Source organism: Streptomyces genisteinicus (genome assembly GCF_014489615.1).
GTDB lineage: Bacteria > Actinomycetota > Actinomycetes > Streptomycetales > Streptomycetaceae > Streptomyces > Streptomyces genisteinicus.
Window position 1 is genome coordinate 1,619,113 of sequence record NZ_CP060825.1, and the last position, 18,267, is coordinate 1,637,379.

At 73.6% G+C, this 18,267-nt stretch carries 16 protein-coding genes and 1 tRNA gene; 8 read left to right on the forward strand and 9 right to left on the reverse strand.

The genetic code is table 11. The features are described 5' to 3' along the window. Positions 1–172: 172 nt before the first annotated feature. The 4 genes from IAG43_RS34940 to IAG43_RS07210 form a co-directional block, all read right to left on the reverse strand. Entirely contained in the window at positions 173–2,131 is a 1,959-nt protein-coding gene (locus IAG43_RS34940) for a TerD family protein (protein ID WP_187739924.1), read from the reverse strand. Between the two features lie 213 nt (positions 2,132–2,344). Continuing rightward, the gene (locus IAG43_RS07200; protein WP_187739925.1) at positions 2,345–2,923 is read right to left on the reverse strand and encodes a TerD family protein; all 579 of its coding nucleotides are present in this window, start codon (positions 2,921–2,923) and stop codon (positions 2,345–2,347) included. Between the two features lie 130 nt (positions 2,924–3,053). Further along, positions 3,054–5,180, reverse strand: coding sequence for an excinuclease ABC subunit UvrB (gene uvrB, locus IAG43_RS07205; protein ID WP_187739926.1), 2,127 nt, complete (start codon positions 5,178–5,180; stop codon positions 3,054–3,056). A gap of 115 nt (positions 5,181–5,295) precedes the next feature. Continuing rightward, positions 5,296–6,171: an MHYT domain-containing protein gene (locus IAG43_RS07210; RefSeq protein ID WP_187739927.1), complete on the reverse strand. Its 876-nt coding sequence runs from the start codon at positions 6,169–6,171 to the stop codon at positions 5,296–5,298. Between the two features lie 349 nt (positions 6,172–6,520). On the opposite strand from IAG43_RS07210, the gene IAG43_RS07215 reads away from it, so the two are divergent. The 5 genes from IAG43_RS07215 to IAG43_RS07235 all read left to right on the forward strand — a co-directional run bounded on the left by IAG43_RS07215 (position 6,521) and on the right by IAG43_RS07235 (position 11,582). Further along, complete coding sequence (locus IAG43_RS07215) at positions 6,521–7,408, forward strand: glycerophosphodiester phosphodiesterase (protein ID WP_425508576.1); 888 nt, start codon at positions 6,521–6,523, stop codon at positions 7,406–7,408. 163 nt (positions 7,409–7,571) lie between these two features. Continuing rightward, the gene (locus IAG43_RS07220; RefSeq protein WP_187739928.1) at positions 7,572–8,102 is read left to right on the forward strand and encodes a methylated-DNA--[protein]-cysteine S-methyltransferase; all 531 of its coding nucleotides are present in this window, start codon (positions 7,572–7,574) and stop codon (positions 8,100–8,102) included. Positions 8,103–8,312: 210 nt separating this feature from the next. Beyond that, on the forward strand, positions 8,313–9,602 hold the full coding sequence (locus tag IAG43_RS07225; RefSeq protein ID WP_187744331.1) for an MFS transporter: 1,290 nt from the start codon (positions 8,313–8,315) through the stop codon (positions 9,600–9,602). Positions 9,603–9,702: 100 nt separating this feature from the next. Continuing rightward, the gene (locus IAG43_RS07230; protein ID WP_187739929.1) at positions 9,703–10,626 is read left to right on the forward strand and encodes a pseudouridine-5'-phosphate glycosidase; all 924 of its coding nucleotides are present in this window, start codon (positions 9,703–9,705) and stop codon (positions 10,624–10,626) included. Beyond that, positions 10,623–11,582 carry a carbohydrate kinase family protein gene (locus IAG43_RS07235; RefSeq protein WP_187739930.1) on the forward strand — a complete coding sequence of 320 codons (960 nt, stop codon included), beginning with the start codon at positions 10,623–10,625 and terminating at the stop codon, positions 11,580–11,582. The genes IAG43_RS07230 and IAG43_RS07235 overlap by 4 nt, the downstream gene beginning before the upstream one ends. 151 nt (positions 11,583–11,733) lie before the next feature. Here the strand turns inward: IAG43_RS07235 and IAG43_RS07240 are convergent, their stop codons facing one another. After that, positions 11,734–12,372: a nucleoside/nucleotide kinase family protein gene (locus IAG43_RS07240; protein WP_187739931.1), complete on the reverse strand. Its 639-nt coding sequence runs from the start codon at positions 12,370–12,372 to the stop codon at positions 11,734–11,736. A gap of 31 nt (positions 12,373–12,403) precedes the next feature. Further along, positions 12,404–13,078: a winged helix-turn-helix transcriptional regulator gene (locus tag IAG43_RS07245; RefSeq protein ID WP_246574127.1), complete on the reverse strand. Its 675-nt coding sequence runs from the start codon at positions 13,076–13,078 to the stop codon at positions 12,404–12,406. Positions 13,079–13,165: 87 nt separating this feature from the next. On the opposite strand from IAG43_RS07245, the gene IAG43_RS07250 reads away from it, so the two are divergent. Beyond that, positions 13,166–14,377, forward strand: a complete 1,212-nt coding sequence (locus IAG43_RS07250) for a pyridoxal phosphate-dependent aminotransferase (protein ID WP_187744332.1) — start codon at positions 13,166–13,168, stop codon at positions 14,375–14,377. A gap of 342 nt (positions 14,378–14,719) precedes the next feature. On the opposite strand, the gene IAG43_RS07255 is transcribed toward IAG43_RS07250, so the two are convergent. Next, positions 14,720–14,806, reverse strand: a tRNA-Phe gene (locus IAG43_RS07255). Positions 14,807–14,839: 33 nt separating this feature from the next. Next, positions 14,840–15,571, reverse strand: coding sequence for a DUF7873 family protein (locus IAG43_RS07260; RefSeq protein ID WP_187739933.1), 732 nt, complete (start codon positions 15,569–15,571; stop codon positions 14,840–14,842). A 61-nt stretch (positions 15,572–15,632) separates the two neighbouring features. On the opposite strand from IAG43_RS07260, the gene IAG43_RS07265 reads away from it, so the two are divergent. Continuing rightward, on the forward strand, positions 15,633–16,091 hold the full coding sequence (locus IAG43_RS07265; RefSeq protein ID WP_187739934.1) for a hypothetical protein: 459 nt from the start codon (positions 15,633–15,635) through the stop codon (positions 16,089–16,091). A 122-nt stretch (positions 16,092–16,213) separates the two neighbouring features. Here the strand turns inward: IAG43_RS07265 and IAG43_RS07270 are convergent, their stop codons facing one another. Further along, positions 16,214–17,182, reverse strand: coding sequence for a D-2-hydroxyacid dehydrogenase family protein (locus IAG43_RS07270; protein WP_187739935.1), 969 nt, complete (start codon positions 17,180–17,182; stop codon positions 16,214–16,216). 35 nt (positions 17,183–17,217) lie between these two features. Here IAG43_RS07270 and IAG43_RS07275 point away from each other — a divergent pair, with 35 nt between their 5' ends. Then, entirely contained in the window at positions 17,218–17,907 is a 690-nt protein-coding gene (locus tag IAG43_RS07275) for a DUF2293 domain-containing protein (RefSeq protein ID WP_187739936.1), read from the forward strand. The last annotated feature ends 360 nt before the right edge of the window (positions 17,908–18,267 follow it).

Genomic DNA, 18,267 nt, shown 5'->3' on the forward strand with positions numbered 1-18,267 from the left:
GCGGCTCGGGCCGGCGCCCCGGGACCTCTCTTTCGGTCCGTATTGACGGGCACGCCGCAAGTCGGGAGTACTCCCCTCCGCTCAAGGAACAGTACAGGGAAGCCCAAGGAAAGGTAAAGTCGGTGCTTGTGGCGCTGCCCGCAGAGCATGGCAGCGCCGCCGGGGGACCGGCTCAGCGCCCCCAGGAGCGCCGGGAGGCGGCCACTTGTTCGAGTACCTGGCGCAGGATGGCGCTGCCCGGCGGCACGGTCGCCGGCTCGTACGTCCAGGCGTGCCGGACCCAGGGGTCGGCCAGATGGTCGTCGGGCACCGGCGTGATCCGCAGGAGTGAACGCCACAGCGGGTCGAGCACGGGGCCGTACGCGCTGGCGTCCTCACGGTCCGCGACCATCAGCAGATGGACGCCGACGGCCGGGCCCTCGTCGGCCAGGTAGCGCAGCTGGGTGACGGCGCGGTCGTCGAAGCCGTGCGGGAAGTCGTTGACGATCAGCAGCTGCTCGGCGCGGTCGAGGTCCGGCGGGAGGGCGTCCGCCGCGCCGCCGCGCATGGCCATGGAGACCAGGTCGACGCGCTCGGTGAGCCGCGAGAGCACCGTGTGCACGCCCTGGGCCCCGGCGGCGGGGGGCGCGGCGAGCACACCGGTCTCGACGAGCGGGGCGAGCGGCGCGGCCGCCGAGCCGGCCGGGTCGATGACATGGACGGTGAACTCCCCCGGCGGGTACACCGCGATCAGCCGGGCCGCGAGGGCCACCGCCGTGTCGGCGGCCTGACGGCGCAGTGCGCCCTCGTCCATGGCCAGCGCGGCGTCCGAACTGGACCTGCCGCTGTCGACCCACAGCCCCCGCTCCAGCGGAAGGCGCACCAGCAGCGGAATCCTCAGTTCGGGGCTCTCCGGCAGGTGGATGTCACCGATCCGCAGGGCCATGGGGATCTCCATGGGCACCCGGTAGGCGTGCCAGACCGGGTTGTCCCAGCGCGCGTAGGAGGCGGGCAGCGCCGGCTCCACGACCTCGGACTCGGCCGTGAGCTGGGCCAGGTCGCGGTCGAGCACCTGGCGCGCCTGGTCGCGCAGCTGCTCGAACTTGGCGCGGGCGGCGGCACGCGCCGCGTCCCCGCCGCTGCCGATGCGGCTGCGCGGGTCGGAGAGGACCTGGTCGAGTTCCTTGTCCATCCGGGACTCGGCGAACTCCACGGCGCTGCGGTACGCGGCGACCGCCCGGGCGAGGTCCTCGAACATCCCCCAGACCTGGTTGTAGAGGCGCTCGTCCATGGACCAGCCGGTGGCGTCGCCGGCGACCGGGCCCGAGGGGCCGCCGGACCCGGCGGCGGGGGCCGCCACCGGCGGAGGCGGGGCGGTGGGCCGGCGGCGCGGGTGGGAGTAGTCGATCGGCCCCGCGGGCACCTGCGGGCCGTCGGGGACCGGGGTCGGCTGGGGTCCGGGGGACGTGGGGGCCGAGGGGCCGTCGGGGATCGTCCGTCCGGCGCTGGGGGGCGTGTCCGGGACGGCGGTCCGGTCGGGGCCGGGCGCCGCGGGGGCGCCGCCGTCCGTACGGGTGGAGACCCGGGCCGGCTCGGTGCGGGGCACCGCGGGCGCGACGACCGCGCGGACGGACTCGGCGATGTCCCGGGCCCGCGTGACGCCCTGGTCGGCCAGGAGGTCGCCGAGACCGCCGGCATAGCCCTGGCCGACGGCTCGGACCTTCCAGGCACCCTGGCGCCGGTACACCTCGAGGGCCACGACCGCGGACTCGCTGTCGAGGCCGGTGACGGTGAAGCTGGCGATCTCCTCGCCGTTCTCGGCGACGACGGCGACGAACGGCGCGGCGGTCCCGCCGAACCGCTCCGGGGAGCCGGCGGCGCCCGTCAGCGCGAGGAGCACGCTGATCTGCTGCGCCTCCGCGGGGACCGCGTCCAGGTCGAGCGCGAAGCGCGGGGCGCTCTCGGCGCCCGCGGGCACCTCGACACCGGGGAGCACCGGGGCGCCGGGGCGGGCGACCCACTCGTCACGGGCGGCGCCGCGGTCGTCCGCGAGGGTGGCGCAGGCCACGACCGGATGACCGGCCGACACCCGTATGTCCAGTCGGGTGTGCGGCAAGGGGTGGTTCTGCCCCCGGACCAGCTCGGCCGTCATCGCTCTCTGTCCCCTCGGTCCTGTGCAGTGCGGTGCTGATGGTGGTGCGGTGCTGATGGTGATGGTGGGGCTGATGGTGATGGTGGGGCTGGTCGTGCAGGGCCGCGGGCGGGCCCGAAGCGGTGCAGCTCCCGGTGGCCGTGCCCCCGGGAGCTGCGGGTCCGCCGGGTGCGGGGACCGGCCGCGGCCGGTCCCCGCACCCGCGGGCGGGTCCTACAGGTGCGGCAGGATCGCCGGCATGAGGTCCTGGAAGGTCCGGCCGTTGGCCGGGTTGCCCAGGGCGGTCATCTGCCAGCCGTTGCCGGCCCGGTGCACCTTGGCCATGATCTGCGCCGTGTACTGGCCGCCGCCGTCGAGCGTGTAGCGGGCCATCTCCTGGCCGTTGGTCTCGTCGACGATGCGGCAGAAGGCGTTCTGGACCTCCTGGAACGTCTGGCCGGTGAAGGAGTTCACCGTGAAGACGATCTGGTCGATGTGGACCGGGACCCGCTGGAGGTCCACGAGGATCGCCTCGTCGTCGCCGCCCGAACCGGCGCCGCCCACGAGGTTGTCACCGGTGTGCTTGACCGAACCGTCGTCGCTGACCAGGTGGCGGAAGAACACGACGTCCACCGGCTGCTTGTCGGCGAAGAGCACCGCCGACGCGTCGAGGTCGATCTCTCGGGTCCGGGAGCCGAACAGACCACGGCGAGGAGCGGCCTGCCAGCCGAGTCCCATCCGCACAGCCGTGAGGGTGCCCCCGTCGCTCTTCTGCAGGCTGATCGCCTGCCCCTTGGTCATGTTGACCGTCACGCGCTGTCCCCTTCTCGAAAACTCCGCCGCACTTCGTGCGGTTGACCTGCACCCTACGCAGTGATTGCTGCCCCGGAGCACCGCCCGCCCGATTTTGTGTCGGTCTTGCAACACTGGCGCGCGGCATGCCTCACGCGAGCCCCGCCTCCCTCATCTGGCGCAGCTCCTTCTTCAACTCGCCCACCTCGTCACGCAGTCGCGCGGCCACCTCGAACTGCAGCTCCGCCGCGGCCGCCCGCATCCGCTCCGTCATCTCCTCGATGATGCCCGCGAGTTCGGCGGCGGGCCGGTCGGTGAGGGCTCCGCCCTTCCTGCCCGCTCCGCCGGCGGTGCCGAGGGAGGGCACGGGTGCCTTCGCGCCCTTGCCCGGCTTCTCCGCCTTCGACTGCCGGTAGCCCGTCCCGAGGAGTTCCTCGGTGTCGATCTCCTCACGCGCGATGGTCGCGACGATGTCGTTGATCTTCTTGCGGAGCGGCTGCGGGTCGATGCCCTTCTCCGTGTTGTACGCGATCTGCTTCTCCCGGCGGCGGTTGGTCTCCTCGATGGCCTTCTCCATCGCCGGGGTGATCTTGTCCGCGTACATGTGGACCTGGCCCGAGACGTTGCGCGCCGCGCGGCCGATCGTCTGGATGAGCGAGGTGCCGGACCTGAGGAAGCCCTCCTTGTCGGCGTCGAGAATCGCCACCAGGGACACCTCCGGCAGGTCGAGCCCCTCCCGGAGGAGGTTGATGCCCACGAGGACGTCGTACTCACCGGCCCGCAGCTCGCGCAGCAGCTCGATCCTGCGCAGGGTGTCGACGTCGCTGTGGAGGTAGCGGACCTGGATGCCCAGCTCGAGGAAGTAGTCGGTGAGGTCCTCGGCCATCTTCTTGGTGAGGGTGGTGACGAGGACCCGTTCGTCCCGCTCGGTGCGCAGCCGGATCTCGTGGACGAGGTCGTCGATCTGCCCCTCGGTGGGCTTGACCACGACCTCCGGGTCGACGAGACCGGTCGGGCGGATGATCTGCTCGACGAACCCGTCCCCGCGCGACAGCTCGTAGGCGCCGGGGGTCGCCGAGAGGTAGACGGTCTGGCCGATCCGCTGCTGGAACTCCTCCCACTTGAGAGGACGGTTGTCGAGCGCGGACGGCAGCCGGAAACCGTGGTCGACCAGCGTCCGCTTGCGGGAGGCGTCGCCCTCGTACATCGCGCCGATCTGGGGCACGGTGACGTGGGACTCGTCGATGACGAGCAGGAAGTCCTCGGGGAAGTAGTCGAGGAGGGTGTTCGGCGGGGAGCCGGGCTCACGGCCGTCGAAGTGCATCGAGTAGTTCTCGATGCCGGAGCAGGAGCCGATCTGCCGCATCATCTCGATGTCGTACGTGGTGCGCATGCGCAGCCGCTGGGACTCCAGCAGCTTGCCCTGCTTGTCCAGCTCGGCGAGACGCTGCTCCAGCTCCGTCTCGATGTCGTTGACCGCGCGCTCCATCCGCTCGGGGCCGGCGACGTAGTGGCTGGCGGGGAAGACGTACAGCGACCGGTCCTCGCTCAGGATCTCGCCGGTGAGGGGGTGGAGGGTGGACAGCGCCTCGATCTCGTCGCCGAACATCTCGATCCGGACGGCGAGCTCCTCGTAGACGGGGAAGATCTCGATGGTGTCGCCGCGGACCCGGAAGGTGCCCCGCTGGAAGGCGAGGTCGTTGCGGGTGTACTGGATGTCGACGAATCGGCGGAGCAGCTGGTCGCGGTCGATCTCGTCGCCGACCTTGAGCTGCACCATGCGGTCGACGTACTCCTGCGGCGTGCCGAGGCCGTAGATGCAGGAGACGGAGGCGACGACGACGACGTCCCGGCGGGTGAGCAGGGAGTTCGTCGCCGAGTGGCGCAGGCGCTCGACCTCCTCGTTGATCGAGGAGTCCTTCTCGATGTAGGTGTCCGACTGCGGGACGTACGCCTCGGGCTGGTAGTAGTCGTAGTACGAGACGAAGTACTCGACCGCGTTGTTCGGGAGGAGCTCGCGGAACTCGTTGGCCAGCTGGGCCGCGAGGGTCTTGTTGGGCGCCATCACCAGGGTCGGGCGCTGGAGCTTCTCGATCATCCACGCGGTGGTGGCCGACTTGCCCGTGCCCGTGGCGCCGAGCAGGACGACGTCCTTCTCGCCCGCGCGCACACGCCGCTCCAGGTCGGCGATGGCCGTCGGCTGGTCGCCGCTGGGCTGGTAGGGGCTGACGACCTCGAAGGGCGCCACCGAACGTTCGATCTTGGAAACGGGCCGCATGGATCCCACCGTACGACCCGCCACCGACAACGGGGCCCGAACAGCCTCCCTCGACCGGGAAACCGCTGGTCGGCGGGGTGCCGGGCGAGGGCGCGGCGGCGGGGTGGGGTGACGCTCAGGGGCGGTCGCGCTGCGCGAGGCCGCGGCGTCGGCCGGGCTCCGCCGCCCAGGCGGCGGCCCGTCGCGGCGGCCGGGCCGCCCGCTGCGCGGGGATGCCGGGGCGCCGGGGCGCCTCCACGCCGTCGCGCTCCCGGTCGCCGCCGACCAGCAGCGGGTCGAACATCACCACGGCGGCGGCCAGCAGCAGGAAGACCAGCGGGCCGATCAGCACGGGAGCCAGCAGGGTGGCCGGCGACTCCCCCGGGTCCGGCCCGCCGCCGGTCGCCGGATGCAGGTGGACGCTGACGGCGGCCATCCCCACGTAGTGCATGCCGCTCACCGCGATGCCCATGACCAGGCTCGCCAGGAGGCTCGCGGAGAACCGGTGGACGGAGACGGCCGCCCACAGCGCCGCCGTCGCCGCGACGACGGCGATGACCACGGACAGGGCGACCGTGGGGGTGTCGTACTCGATCGTCCCCCGCAGTCGCATTCCGGCCATTCCCAGGTAGTGCATGGAGGCGATGCCGAGACCGGTGAGGGTGCCGCCGGTGACGAGGGCCATCGTGGTGGCGCCCCGGTAGCCGACGATGAAGACGCCCACGCCCACCATGACGACGGCGACCGCGAGCGAGGCGAACGTCACGGCGCGGTCGTAGCCGATCGGCGCCTCGGCCACGGTGAACCCCATCATGGCGATGAAGTGCATCGTCCAGATCCCGGAGCCGATGGCGGCGCTTCCGAGGGCGAGCCAGACGGGCCGGTAGCGGCCGCCGTTGCGCACGGATCTGGTGGTGCAGCGCAGACCGAGGGCGCCCCCGAGGCACGCCATGAGATAGGCCGCCACGGGCGTGACGAGACCGTATCCGAATCCGTCCACCGTGCCCTGCATCACACACCTTCCGCCCCGTGTGAGTCCCGACGCCCCTGGTCCGGCCTCTGCCGCCGACCGTGGTCCACCGGTCCCCGCCCGGTCCCCCCGCGGACGCGGGGCACGGGGAACACCGATCGGTTCACGCCATTCCGTGCCGCCTGATGCAACGTCCGTTTCCGGGCGAGCGTACGGCCCGGGGCAGCCGAAGCAAACGGCGGGGGAGCAATTTGTCGACACACGGAGCAGTCGGCGGTCAGCCGCGGGCGGCCGTGTTCACGTCGTGGCCATATTTCTCCTGTCCCTCGTTCTCCGGACGCTGCGACCGTCGGCCCGTCCGCGCACCACCGCCACGACATGAGGAGTTTCTGTGCACCTTCGCCCGCGCCCCGCCGCCGCCCTGGCCGCCACCGCCGCCGGTGTCACCGCGCTGCTCGTGCCCGCCCCGGCCCACGCCGGCCCGGCCGCGGCGGCGGGACCCCAGGGAACGCCTCTGGTGATCGCACACCGCGGCGCCTCCGCCTACGCGCCCGAGAACACCCTCGCCGCCGTCGACACCGCCGACAGGATGGGCTTCGCCTGGGTGGAGAACGACGTCCAGCGCACCCGGGACGGCGAGCTCGTCGTCGTCCACGACGACTCGCTGGCCCGCACCACGGATGTGGAGCAGCGCTTCCCCGGCCGCGCCCCGTGGAAGGTCGGGGACTTCACCGCGGCCGAGATCGCCACGCTCGACGCGGGCAGCTGGTTCGGCGGGCAGTGGGCGGGCGCCCGGGTGCCGACGCTCCGGCAGTACCTGCGGCGGGTCGACGACAACGGCCAGAAGCTCCTGCTGGAGATCAAGAAGCCGGAGCTCTACCCGGGCATCGAGCGGGACACGCTGCGGGTCCTGGGCGAGGAGGGCTGGCTGGACCGGCGGCACGTGCACGGCCGGCTGGTCGTCCAGAGCTTCGGTGCCGACAGCATCAGGGCCGTCCACGAGCAGCGGCCGGACGTCACCACCGGCTTCCTCGGCACGCCGGCGGTGGCCGACCTTCCCTCGTACGCGGCCTTCACCGACCAGATCAACCCGAGCCACACCTCGCTCACCGCCGAGTACGTCGCCGCCGTGCAGGCCCTCAAGGGGGCCCACGGCAAGCGGCTCCGGGTCAGCACCTGGACCGTCAACGACGCGGCAGGCGCGGCCCGGGTGGCCGCCTTCGGGGTCGACGGGATCATCACCAACAACCCGGACGTGGTGCGGGACGCCGTCGGCTGACGGACGCCGCCGGCGACAGGCACCGGCGCGAGCGGCGCGCGCCGGGCGGGAGGCCGGGCGTCGGCAGTGGTGAACGGGCGGGGGCGGCGGGCCGGCCGCCGATGCGGGGCCGGGTTCGCCGGTGGTGGGGCCCGTTGTCGGTGGCGGGTCCTACCGTGGTCGCATGAACACCTTCGAGTGGGGCGTCGTCGACACGGACATCGGTCCGCTGCTGCTCGCCGCGAGCGGGCGCGGGCTGGTGGCCGTCGCCTTCCACGCCGGCCCCGCCGTCCGCGACCGCACGCTGGCCCGGCTGGCCGAACGGCTCGGCGCGCAGCCCGTCGCCCGCACGGAGGGGCGGCTCGCCGAGCCGGTTCGCCAGCTCCGGGCGTACTTCGCCGGCGGGCTGAAGGAGTTCGACCTCCCGCTGGACTGGTCGCTGAGCAGCGGCTTCAACCGCGAGGTGCTGCGGGAACTGCTGGCCGGTGTGGAGTACGGCACCGTCGTCGGATACGGGGACCTGGCCGCCCGCGTGGGGCAGCCCGGTGCGGCGCAGGCCGTCGGCGCGGCGATGGGGTCCAACCCGATACCCGTGGTGGTGCCGTGCCACCGGGTGGTCGAGACGGACGGCGGACTGGGCGGCTTCGGCGGCGGTCTGGAGACCAAGCGCCGGCTGCTCGCCCTGGAGGGCGTCCTGCCGGAACCGCTGTTCTGATCCGCCGCCCCGGGCGGCCGCTCTCCAGGCACACGAGTGCGACGGCCCCCGGTCCGGGCGACGGTCACCGGCCCGGCCCCTGCGGCAGCGGTGACGGTGACGGACGCAGGTGGTGACCACCGCCGCGGGTCCGGCCCCGGGACGCGATGCCACACTGCCCCGGTGACGACCCTCCGCCCCGGCCCGCCCGACGACTCCGAACCCCCCGGCATACCCGCCCGCACCGGCGGCGACAGCACCGCGCACGCATCCCCCGTCACCGGCTCCGCCGGGCTCCCCGCGCTGCGGCGCCGTGTGAACGCGGTGCTCGTCACCAGTCAGATCCTGGGCGGCCTCGGGGTCGCCACGGGCATTGCCCTCGCCACCGTCCTCGCGCAGGAGATCAGCGGCACGGAGGCGCTGGCCGGGCTCGCGCCCACCGCCGGCGTCGTCGGCACCGCCCTGCTGTCGGTGCCGCTGGCAGCCCTGATGACGGCCCGGGGACGGCGGCCCGGTCTGGTGCTCGCGTACACGATCGGGGCGGTCGGCGCGGCGGTCGTCGTGGTGGCCGCGGTCGTCCGGAGCTTTCCGCTGCTGCTCCTCGGCATGGCGGGGTTCGGCGCGGCGTCCTCCGCGAACCTCCAGGCCCGATTCGCCGCGGCGGACCTCGCGGAGCCCGAGCACCGGGCCCGGGCGATCTCCCTGGTCGTGTGGGCGACGACGGTGGGCGCGGTCCTGGGCCCGAACATCGCCGCACCCGCAGGGCGAAGCGTGTCCGCGCTCGGCATCCCGGCGGCCGCGGGCCCGTTCCTGTGGGCGGCGGGAGTCTTCCTGGCAGCAGCGGCCCTGGTCCTGGTGCGGCTGCGACCGGATCCGCTGCTGACCGCGCGTGCCCTCTCCCCCGAGGACCGCTCCCCCGAGGGCCGTTCGCTGCGCGCGGGAGTCCGTGCGGTACGCGACTCCCCCATGGCCCGGCTGGCGCTGGTGACGGTCGCCGTCTCGCACACGGCGATGGTCTCGATCATGTCGATGACCCCGGTCGCCCTCGGTCACCACGGCGCCGGCATCCAGCTGATCGGCCTGGTGATCAGCGGCCACATCGCGGGAATGTACGCGTTCGCCCCGCTGATGGGCCGGCTCGCGGACCGGATCGGGCGTCTGTCGGTCATCGGCCTGGCCGCGGGCCTGATCGCCGTCGCCGCGCTGCTGGCGGGCACCGCGGGAGCGAGCCACGGCCGCACGGCGGCCGGTCTGTTCCTGCTGGGCCTCGGCTGGTCGGCCGGGCTGGTCGCCGGATCGGCGCTGCTCACGGACTCCGTTCCGCAGCCGGCGCGTGCGGCCGTCCAGGGCCTGTCGGACCTCACCATGAACACCGCGGCGGGGATCGGCGGCGCCGCGGCCGGTCTGGTGGTCGCGCAGGCCGGCTACCCCTGGCTCAACGCGCTCGGCGCCGCGCTGCTGCTGCCGATGGCGGCCCTGACGGTCCGGCGGGCCGTGGGCCGCCGGCGCCCCGCCGGCTGACCCGGGCGGGCCGGCTGACCCGGTCCCTGCGCCGACCGCCCCCGGACGCCCGGGACACACCGGTGTTTGCGGTTCCCCTCGCCGCGCCAGGGATGAGGGCATGCCGAACAGTGCCGTGGAAGTGTCCGCAGAGGTACGCAGCGCCCTCGCCTCCGGTGACCCGGTGGTGGCCCTGGAGTCGACGATCATCGCGCACGGGCTGCCCCGCCCGCGCAATCTCGCCGTCGCCCGCGAACTCGAGGAACTGGTGCGGGAGCAGGGAGCCGTGCCCGCCACTGTCGCCGTCCTCGACGGCCGGCTGTGCGTGGGCCTCGGCAAGGAGGGCCTGGAGCGGATCGCCGGCGACCCCGGCATCCGGAAGCTGGGGCACCGCGACCTCGCACCCGCGCTCGCGGCGGGGGTCAGCGGCGCGACGACCGTGTCGGGAACCGCGCTGGCGGCGGAGAGGGCCGGCATCAGGGTCTTCGCCACGGGCGGCCTCGGGGGCGTCCACCGGGGCTGGACGCAGACCCAGGACGAGTCCGCCGATCTGGGACTGCTCGCCCGGGCCGGTGTGACCGTGGTCTGCGCGGGCGTCAAGTCGATCCTCGACGTACCGGCCACGCTCCAGCGCCTGGAGACACTCGGCGTGGGGGTGCTCGGGTACGGGACGGGCCACTTCCCCGGCTTCTACCTGTCCTCCTCGGGGGAGCCCGTGGACTGGACCGTGGAATCGCCCGAGGAGATCGCCTCCGTGATGCGCGCCCAGGACCTGCTCGGCCCGCCGTGCACCTCGCTGGTGGTGGCCAACCCCGTCCCCGCGGCGGACCAGCTGGATCCCGCACTGCACGACCGGGTGCTCGCCCTGGCCCTGGAGGAGGCGGAGCGCGAGGGCGTCACGGGGCAGGCCGTCACCCCCTTCCTCCTCGAACGGCTCACCCGCGGGACGGACGGCGCGTCGCTGGAGGCCAACCTGGCCGCGGTACGCGGCAACGTCACGCTCGCCGCACGTGTCGCGGCGGCCTACGCGGCGGTGCGCGCATGACGTCGTGGACGCGGCGGCCGCACCGGGCGCCGTGGCCGCACGAGACGCACGGCCACGAGACACACGGGCACGAGCATGCCGGGCTGCTGGTCGTCGGCGACGTGGTCACGGATGTGGTGGCCCGCCACGCGGCGCCCCTCGTCCGGGGCACCGACACCGCTGCCGGCATCCGGATCCTGCCGGGCGGCGCGGGGGCCAACGTCTGCTGCTGGGCCGCGGACGGAGGCTGCGGCGACGTGCGGATCCTGGCCCGGGTGGGCGAGGAGGACGTGGCCTGGCACGCGGAGCGGCTGCGCGCGGCCGGGGTGCGTCCGCTGCTGGTGACCGATGCGGAACTGGGGACCGCCACGGTCATCGCGCTCGTCGACGCGTCGGCCGAGCGCACGTTCCTCACGGACAGCGGAGCGGTGCTGCGGCTGGAGCCCGACGACTGGTCGCCGGAGCTTCTCGACGGGGTGGGCCATCTGCATCTGTCCGGCTATCTGTTCTTCGCCGACTCCAGCAGGGAGGTGGCCCGGACGGCGATGGACGCGGCGCGGGCCCGGGGCATCCCGGTGAGCGTGGACCCCGCGTCCGCCGGGTTCATCACCGCCATGGGCGTGGACGCGACCCTGTCGGCCCTGGACGGCGTCGACATCCTCCTCCCGAACGCGGACGAGGCCCGGTTGCTCACCGGCCTCGACGATCCGGCGGAGGCCGCGGCCGAGCTCAGCGGGCTGGCGCCGCTCACCGTGGTCACCCTGGGCGCCGACGGCGCCCTGGTCGCCGAGTCGGGCAAGGTCACGGCGAGGGTCCCGGCGTACCCGGCCGAGCCGGTGGACTCGACGGGCGCGGGCGACGCGTTCACCGGGGCGTTCCTCGCGGCACGCCTCTGCGGCGCGGACGCGGCGACGGCCGCCGAGGCGGGGTGCCGGGCCGGCGCGCAGGCGGTGACGCTCATCGGCGGCCGCCCCTGAGGCGGGACCGCGGCGCGTCCCGGGCCGCGAGCGGGGCGTCGCCTGCCCCGTCCTCGCGGCTCACGGCACGGGGACGCGGGGCGCGCCGGGGCGGGTGGCCCGGCGCGGGAGCGCGCGTCCGGGACCGACGGATGCAGGGTGCGGGGAGCCGTCAGGGCAGGCCGCTCCAGGCCGGGCGCCTGGGGTCGTCGGCGCGGACGAGGACGTCCGCCGCGCGGCCGGGTGCCACCTCGTCCTCGTAGCGCGCGAAAGCCGGCAGGGTCCAGCGGTCTGCCGCCTCGGTACGCCGTTCCAGCGCCCCCGGCGAGAGCCGCAGGTGAACCGTCAGGTCGAACGGGAACCAGTGCCCCAGCAGGAACGGACCGTGCAGCAACAGCACTCCGCCGTGCGGCAGTTCCACGTGCGGCGAGCGGGTGGCCCGGTCGGTGCCGGGGTCCCACAGGTCGGGCAGCACCCGACCGCTGCCGCCCGCGTCCAGCGGCCCCAGCACCTCTCGCCACAGCGCACCGGTGTCGAACCAGCCGCTGAGGTAGGTGTCGGGGTCCTCGCGGCCGTATTCGTAGCGCAGTGAGGCCGGCCGCAGGAAGCCTCCCGTGCCGACCGTGAGCACACCGCGTCCGCGCAGTCTCAGCTCCTCGGCGATGCGCGCCGCCAGGTCCTCGGGGCGGGCGGCGGGGGCGCCGTCGATGCCGAGGCGCAGCCAGGGGCTTCCGTCGGCGGACGTCGTCGCGAGCGTCCGCTCGGCGAGGTGTCCGGCCAGCAGCTCCCAGGTGATCGGTTCGACTCGCACCCGCCCATCATCACCCGGCGGCCCTCCACCGTCACACGTCGCCCGCGTCCTGTCCGGCCGCCCTGCGCGCATCCGCCAGTCCGAGGAAGCCGGCGTCCCCCTCCACGGCGATCCGTCCGTCCCGCACCGCCTTCTCGGGCGTCGTCCCCCCGCCGGCCAGCGCGGTGCAGGTCTCCGTGTCGAGGGTGAGGACGACGGTCGGCGACTCGGCCGGGCCGTCGCCGTAGGCCGGTGACGCGTCGTCGGGCAGGCGCAGGTGGAAGACGCCCTCCCCGATGCGGACTTCGACCGTCCCGCTGCCGGCGGCGGCCGGACCGAGGACCCGCAGCAGCGGAATGGCGAACCAGTGGGCGCGGACGGCGTCCGTGGCGCGGCGTTCGGCGAGCTCGGGGGCGCCCCAGGCGGCGAGCGCTTCGAGCACCGGGAGCAGGGCACGGCCGCGTGCGGTGAGTTCGTAGACGTGGGCGGCCGAGGGCGGGGGCAGCCGGTGGCGCTCGGCCAGGCCCGTCACTTCCATGTCCTTGAGGCGCGACGCCAGGACGTCGGTGCTGACCCCGGGCAGGTCCGCGTGCAGGTCGGTGTACCGGCGGGGCCCGGCCAGCAGTTCGCGGACGACGAGCAGCGTCCACCGGTCGCCGACGGCGTCGAGTGCGCGGGCCGCGGCGCAGTACTGGTCGTAGCTCCGGCGGCGGGTCTCACGTGGCATGCGACGCAGTCTAGACATGTTGTTGGACTTTCCAAGCTCATGCTTGGTAAAACCAAGTACGACATTCAGTCCTGGGGAGGCCACGGCATGGAGTTCCGGCAGTCGAGCAAACTCAGCGAGGTCTGCTACGAGATCCGCGGGCCGGTGATCGAGCACGCCAACGCGCTGGAGGAGGCGGGCCACAGCGTCCTGCGCCTCAACACGGGCAACCCCGCGCTCTTCGGCTTCGAGGCCCCCGAGGAGATCGTGCAGGACATGATCCGGATGCTGCCGCAGGCGCACGGCTACACGGACTCCCGCGGCATCCTGTCGGCCCGCCGCGCGGTGGCGCAGCGCTACCAGGCGCTCGGCCTCGCCGATGTCGACGTCGACGACGTCTTCCTGGGCAACGGTGTCTCCGAGCTGGTGTCGATGGCCGTCCAGGCGCTGCTGGAGGACGGCGACGAAGTGCTCGTTCCCGCGCCGGACTTCCCCCTGTGGACGGCCGTCACCACACTCGCCGGCGGCAGGGCCGTGCACTACCTGTGCGACGAGGAGTCGGACTGGTACCCGGATCTGGCCGACATGGCGTCGAAGATCACGGACCGGACCCGGGCCGTCGTCATCATCAACCCGAACAACCCCACCGGCGCCGTGTACCCGCGCGAGGTCGTCGAGGGCATCCTCGATCTCGCGCGCCGCCACGGGCTGATGGTCTTCGCCGACGAGATCTACGACCAGATCGTCTACGACGACGCGGTGCACCACCCGGCCGCCGTCCTCGCCCCGGACCTCGTGGTCCTGACCTTCGGCGGCCTGTCCAAGACCTACCGGGTGGCCGGCTTCCGCTCCGGCTGGCTGGTCGTCAGCGGTCCGCGCGGGCATGCGCGCAGCTACATCGAGGGCCTCACCATGCTGGCGTCCATGCGGCTGTGCGCCAACGCGCCCGCGCAGTACGCCATCCAGGCCGCGCTGGGCGGCCGCCAGTCGATCAGGGAACTGGTCGCCCCGGGCGGCAGACTGTACGAGCAGCGCGAGCGGGCCTGGCAGAAACTCAACGAGATCCCCGGTGTCTCCTGCGTGAAGCCGAAGGGGGCGCTGTACGCGTTTCCGCGACTCGACCCGAAGGTGCACCCGATCCACGACGACGAGAAGTTCGTGCTGGACCTGCTGCTCCGGGAGAAGATCCAGGTGGTGCAGGGCACCGGCTTCAACTGGCCCCGGACCGACCACTTCCGCATCCTCACCCTGCCGCACGTGGACGACCTGGACGCGGCCATCAGCCGCATCGGCAGGTTCCTCGCCGGCTACCGCCAGTAGGGACGGGGCGCCGTGCCCGAGGACCGGCGGCCCGCTTCGGCACGGGACCGCGGCGCCCGGAGAACGGAGCGGGCCCGGGGGCGTAGCCAACCCCCGAGCCCTGAGATGCCGCCCGTTCGGCACGCCGGCACGCTTGAGGACCCGGGTCAGTCATGATGTCGTCGCGTCCTGCCTTTGGACCACCGCGCATCGAGCTGCGCGGGCCGGACTTGAACCGGCAATTCGACGTCCGGAGCCCAGGTCCGGTCGATCCGGCGATCGGCGGCGAATGCTGAGTCTGGAGCAAGAGTCTGAGATTGAACGCGGTCTGCCTCTGCCTGACTTGGGCCACCCCGGCTCGAGTGCCGGGGGGAGGATTCGAACCTCCACCACCACCGCGTGATCACGACGAACTTCAGTTTCAGCTTTGCGCTCCTCGCGCACCCCGGCCCGCACACAGACGGCCCGGGGAGTCTTCGACGGCTATCCGAAGAGATAGCCGAACACGGCGTCACCCACCCGCTGGTCGGTGACCTCGGCGCCGTTGGCCTCCTCGCGGGCGAACTTCACCGCCTGCTGGAGCTTCTCCACCCGCTCCAGCAGTTCGTTGACCCGCCGCGCCGGCAGGGCGCCGGAGAACTTCACGGTCGTCCAGTACCCGACCGGGATGTCCTCGTAGTACACCTCCACCTGCGCCGGGTGCTTCTCCGTGGCCTCGGCCTTCACGTGGTTGCGCGGCACTTTCCTGGTGCGCAGCGTGCGCACCGCGTCCGTCTTCCAGGCATCCGTGGACGGGTCCTGGGTCCAGGACTCGGAGGCGTCGAGCACCGGCAGCTTCCGCACGAAGGTGTTGATGTCGGTGAGCTGCTTCTCCAGGAAGAGCAGGTACGACACGGGCACGTCGGCCACCAGCACGCGGCCGTCGACGCTCACGTCCGCACGGGCCGCGCAGTTGGCCCAGTCCTTGGTGGCGGTCACGTCGAAGAGCCTGGTCAGCGTCTTCGCCGTCTCGCGCAGCACGTCCTCGGCCTTCACCTGCACCCGGGTGGACTCGGGCGGCAGCTGCTCGCCCTCCTCGTCCTTGGGCTGGTAGGTGCGCGAGATCCCGGCGAGCAGGGCGGGCTTCTGGAGCCCGTGGTGCGCCGCCGTCAGGTCCTGATGCGCTTTGGACTTGACGCCCTTCTCCACTGCGATGATCTGATTGAGTTTCGCCACACCGGGAACGTAGCAAGACCCCCCGACCCGATCGAACGATTTTCCGCACTGGAGCGCGCACATGTGGGCCACCGTCATCGCGGTCGCAGGCACCCTGCTGGGGTCGGTGGCGACCCACCTGTTCCAGCACCGCACGACGGAGCGCACCGCCGCCCTCGCCCGCGAGGAACAGCTGCGCCAGGAGCGGATCACGGCCTACAGCGCCTTCGCGGGCGCGCTCGTGGACTACCGGCGCGGCCAGAACGACCGCTGGCACCGGGCACAGGAGACCCCGGGCAGCGCGGTGGCCGAGGCCGCGCGCATCGACTCGTACCGGCTGCGCTCCGGTGCCCACCAGGCCCTCATCCGCGTCCAGTTGGTGTGCGACGACCCGCAGGCCCTGGCCCTTGCCGCCGAGGCCTTCGAGGTCACCAACTGCATACACGAGGCGCCGGACGAGCCGGAGCGCTCGCGGCGCTCGGAACAGGCCCGCGAGACGCTGTCCGAGTTCATCGGCGCCGCGGCGCCGGGGGTGCGCTGACCCGGTCCCGGCCTGTGCGGCGGGGTCCCGGCAGCGCGCAGGCTCGGTCCCGGCCTGTGCGGCGGGGTCCCGGCAGCGCGCAGGCTCGGTCCCGGCCTGTGCGGGGGGCGCGCGGGGATGCGCTAGGCCCGTACGCCGAGCAGCCGGACCGGGCTGCCCTCCAGATAGGCGGCGATGTCCTCGACCGCCTGCCGGTAGTAGCCCGTGTAGTTGTCGCGGGTGACGTAGCCGAGGTGGGGCAGTCCGAGGAAGCGCGGCGCGCTGCGCAGCGGGTGGCTCGCGGGCAGCGGCTCCTCGTCGAAGACGTCGGCTCCCGCTCCGGCGATCCAGCCCTCGCGCAGGGCGGTGACGAGTGCCGCCTGGTCGACGATCGCGGCCCGTGAGGTGTTGACGAGGTAGGCGTCCGGCCGCATCAGGCGCAGTTCCGGCACGCCGATCAGCCCGCGGGAGCGCTCGCCCAGCTGCAGGTGCACCGACACGAAGTCGCCACCCGCCAGCAGCTCTTCGAGGGACCCGGCGCGGACCGCGCCGCAGGCGGCGGCCCGCTCGTCGGTGAGGTTGGGGCTCCACGCCGTGACCTCCATCCCGAACGCCCGGCCCACGCCGGCCACCTGCGCCCCGATCCTGCCGAGCCCCAGCAGGGCGAGAGTGCTGCCGCGCAGGTCGGTGCCGACCGTGGACTGCCAGGGTCCGCCTTCGCGCAGGGCCGTGTTCTCGGTCACCACCCGGCGGGCGAGGCCGAGGATCAGTGCCCAGGTCAGCTCCGCGGGCGGCGCCGAACCGCTGGAGGTCCCGCAGACGGTGACGCCGTGGCGTGCGGCCGCGTCGAGGTCGATCGAGGCGTTGCGCATGCCGGAGGTGACCAGCAGCCGCAGTCGGGACAGACGGGCGAGCAGCGATGCGGTGACGGGGGTGCGTTCGCGCATCACGACGAGGATCTCGCAGTCCCCGACCGCCTCCACCACCTCGTCCTCGGTGGCGAGATGCCGGTTCAGGGAGCGGACGTCGACGGACGGGGCGAGCGGGGACCAGTCCGCCAGCAGGAGCGCGACGTCCTGGTAGTCGTCGAGCACGGCACAGCGCAGCGTCATGGGAGACGAGCCTAGACCGTGGGTATCTTCCCGGCATGGGCCTGGTGGTCGTCCAGCCGCTGAAGGGCAGGCACTGCGCGGAGTGCCGCCGTGGGCCGCTGCCGATGCACGCGGTCGAAGCCGGGGTGCCGCTCTGCCTCGACTGCGCCGATCTCGGGCACCTGGTGTTCCTTCCGCGCGGCGACGCCGCGCTCACCCGCCGGGCGCGCGAGGCCGGTTCGCTCCACGCGGTGGTCGTGCGACGCAACCGGCGCCGCCGGCGCTACGAGCGGCAGGGGCTGCTGGTGGAGGAGGAGGCGCTCGCGGCGGCGGAGGCCTCGTGTCTCGCGGACGCCGGTGCCCGTGCGCGGCGGCGGGCGCGGGACGCGGAGCGCCGGGCCGCCGCGGACGCGCGGTTCACGGCCGCTCTCACGGCGGAGATCCGGCGGCTGTTTCCGGGCTGCCCGGACGAACGGGCCGCGGACATCGCCGTCCACGCCTCGGTGCGCGGCAGCGGGCGGGTGGGCCGGTCCGCCGCCGGGCGGGCACTGGACGAAGGAGCGGTCACGGCCGCGGTACGGGCCTCGGTCCGCCATCTCGACACCGCCTATGACGCGATGCTGGGGGCCGGAGTCGCGCGTCATGTGGCGCGCTCGCGGGTGGCCGCGTCGGTCGACGCGGTGCTGGCCGCGTGGCGCGCGGAACCCTCATTCCCGGCCGGCGTCCGCGAAGGGCCGCCCCGGTGACCGCCCCTCCTCCGCGAACGTCTCGGGGGCGGGGCGGACGGCGAGACACGTCGCCGGACAGCCCGGGGCGGGCGAGGAATTGCGTCGCCGGACAGCTCGGGGCGGACGGCGACGCGGACACGGCTGCGGTCGGCCGCGGGCGGCAGGGACGGACAGCGGTCACTGGGACCGGGGCGACCGTGACAGCGGGCGCAGCCGCCGGGACCTGGCGGGCCCACGGGAGCGTGCGGCGACGCCCGAGGTGCCTGCCGAGGTGCCCGCCGGGGTGCTCCGGGCCCGCCCGGCAGGCAGCCGGTCGCCCTGCCGGGCCGGACCCGGGCGCCGTGCCGGAGGACGGGCCGGGGACCGCGGCAGGCGTAC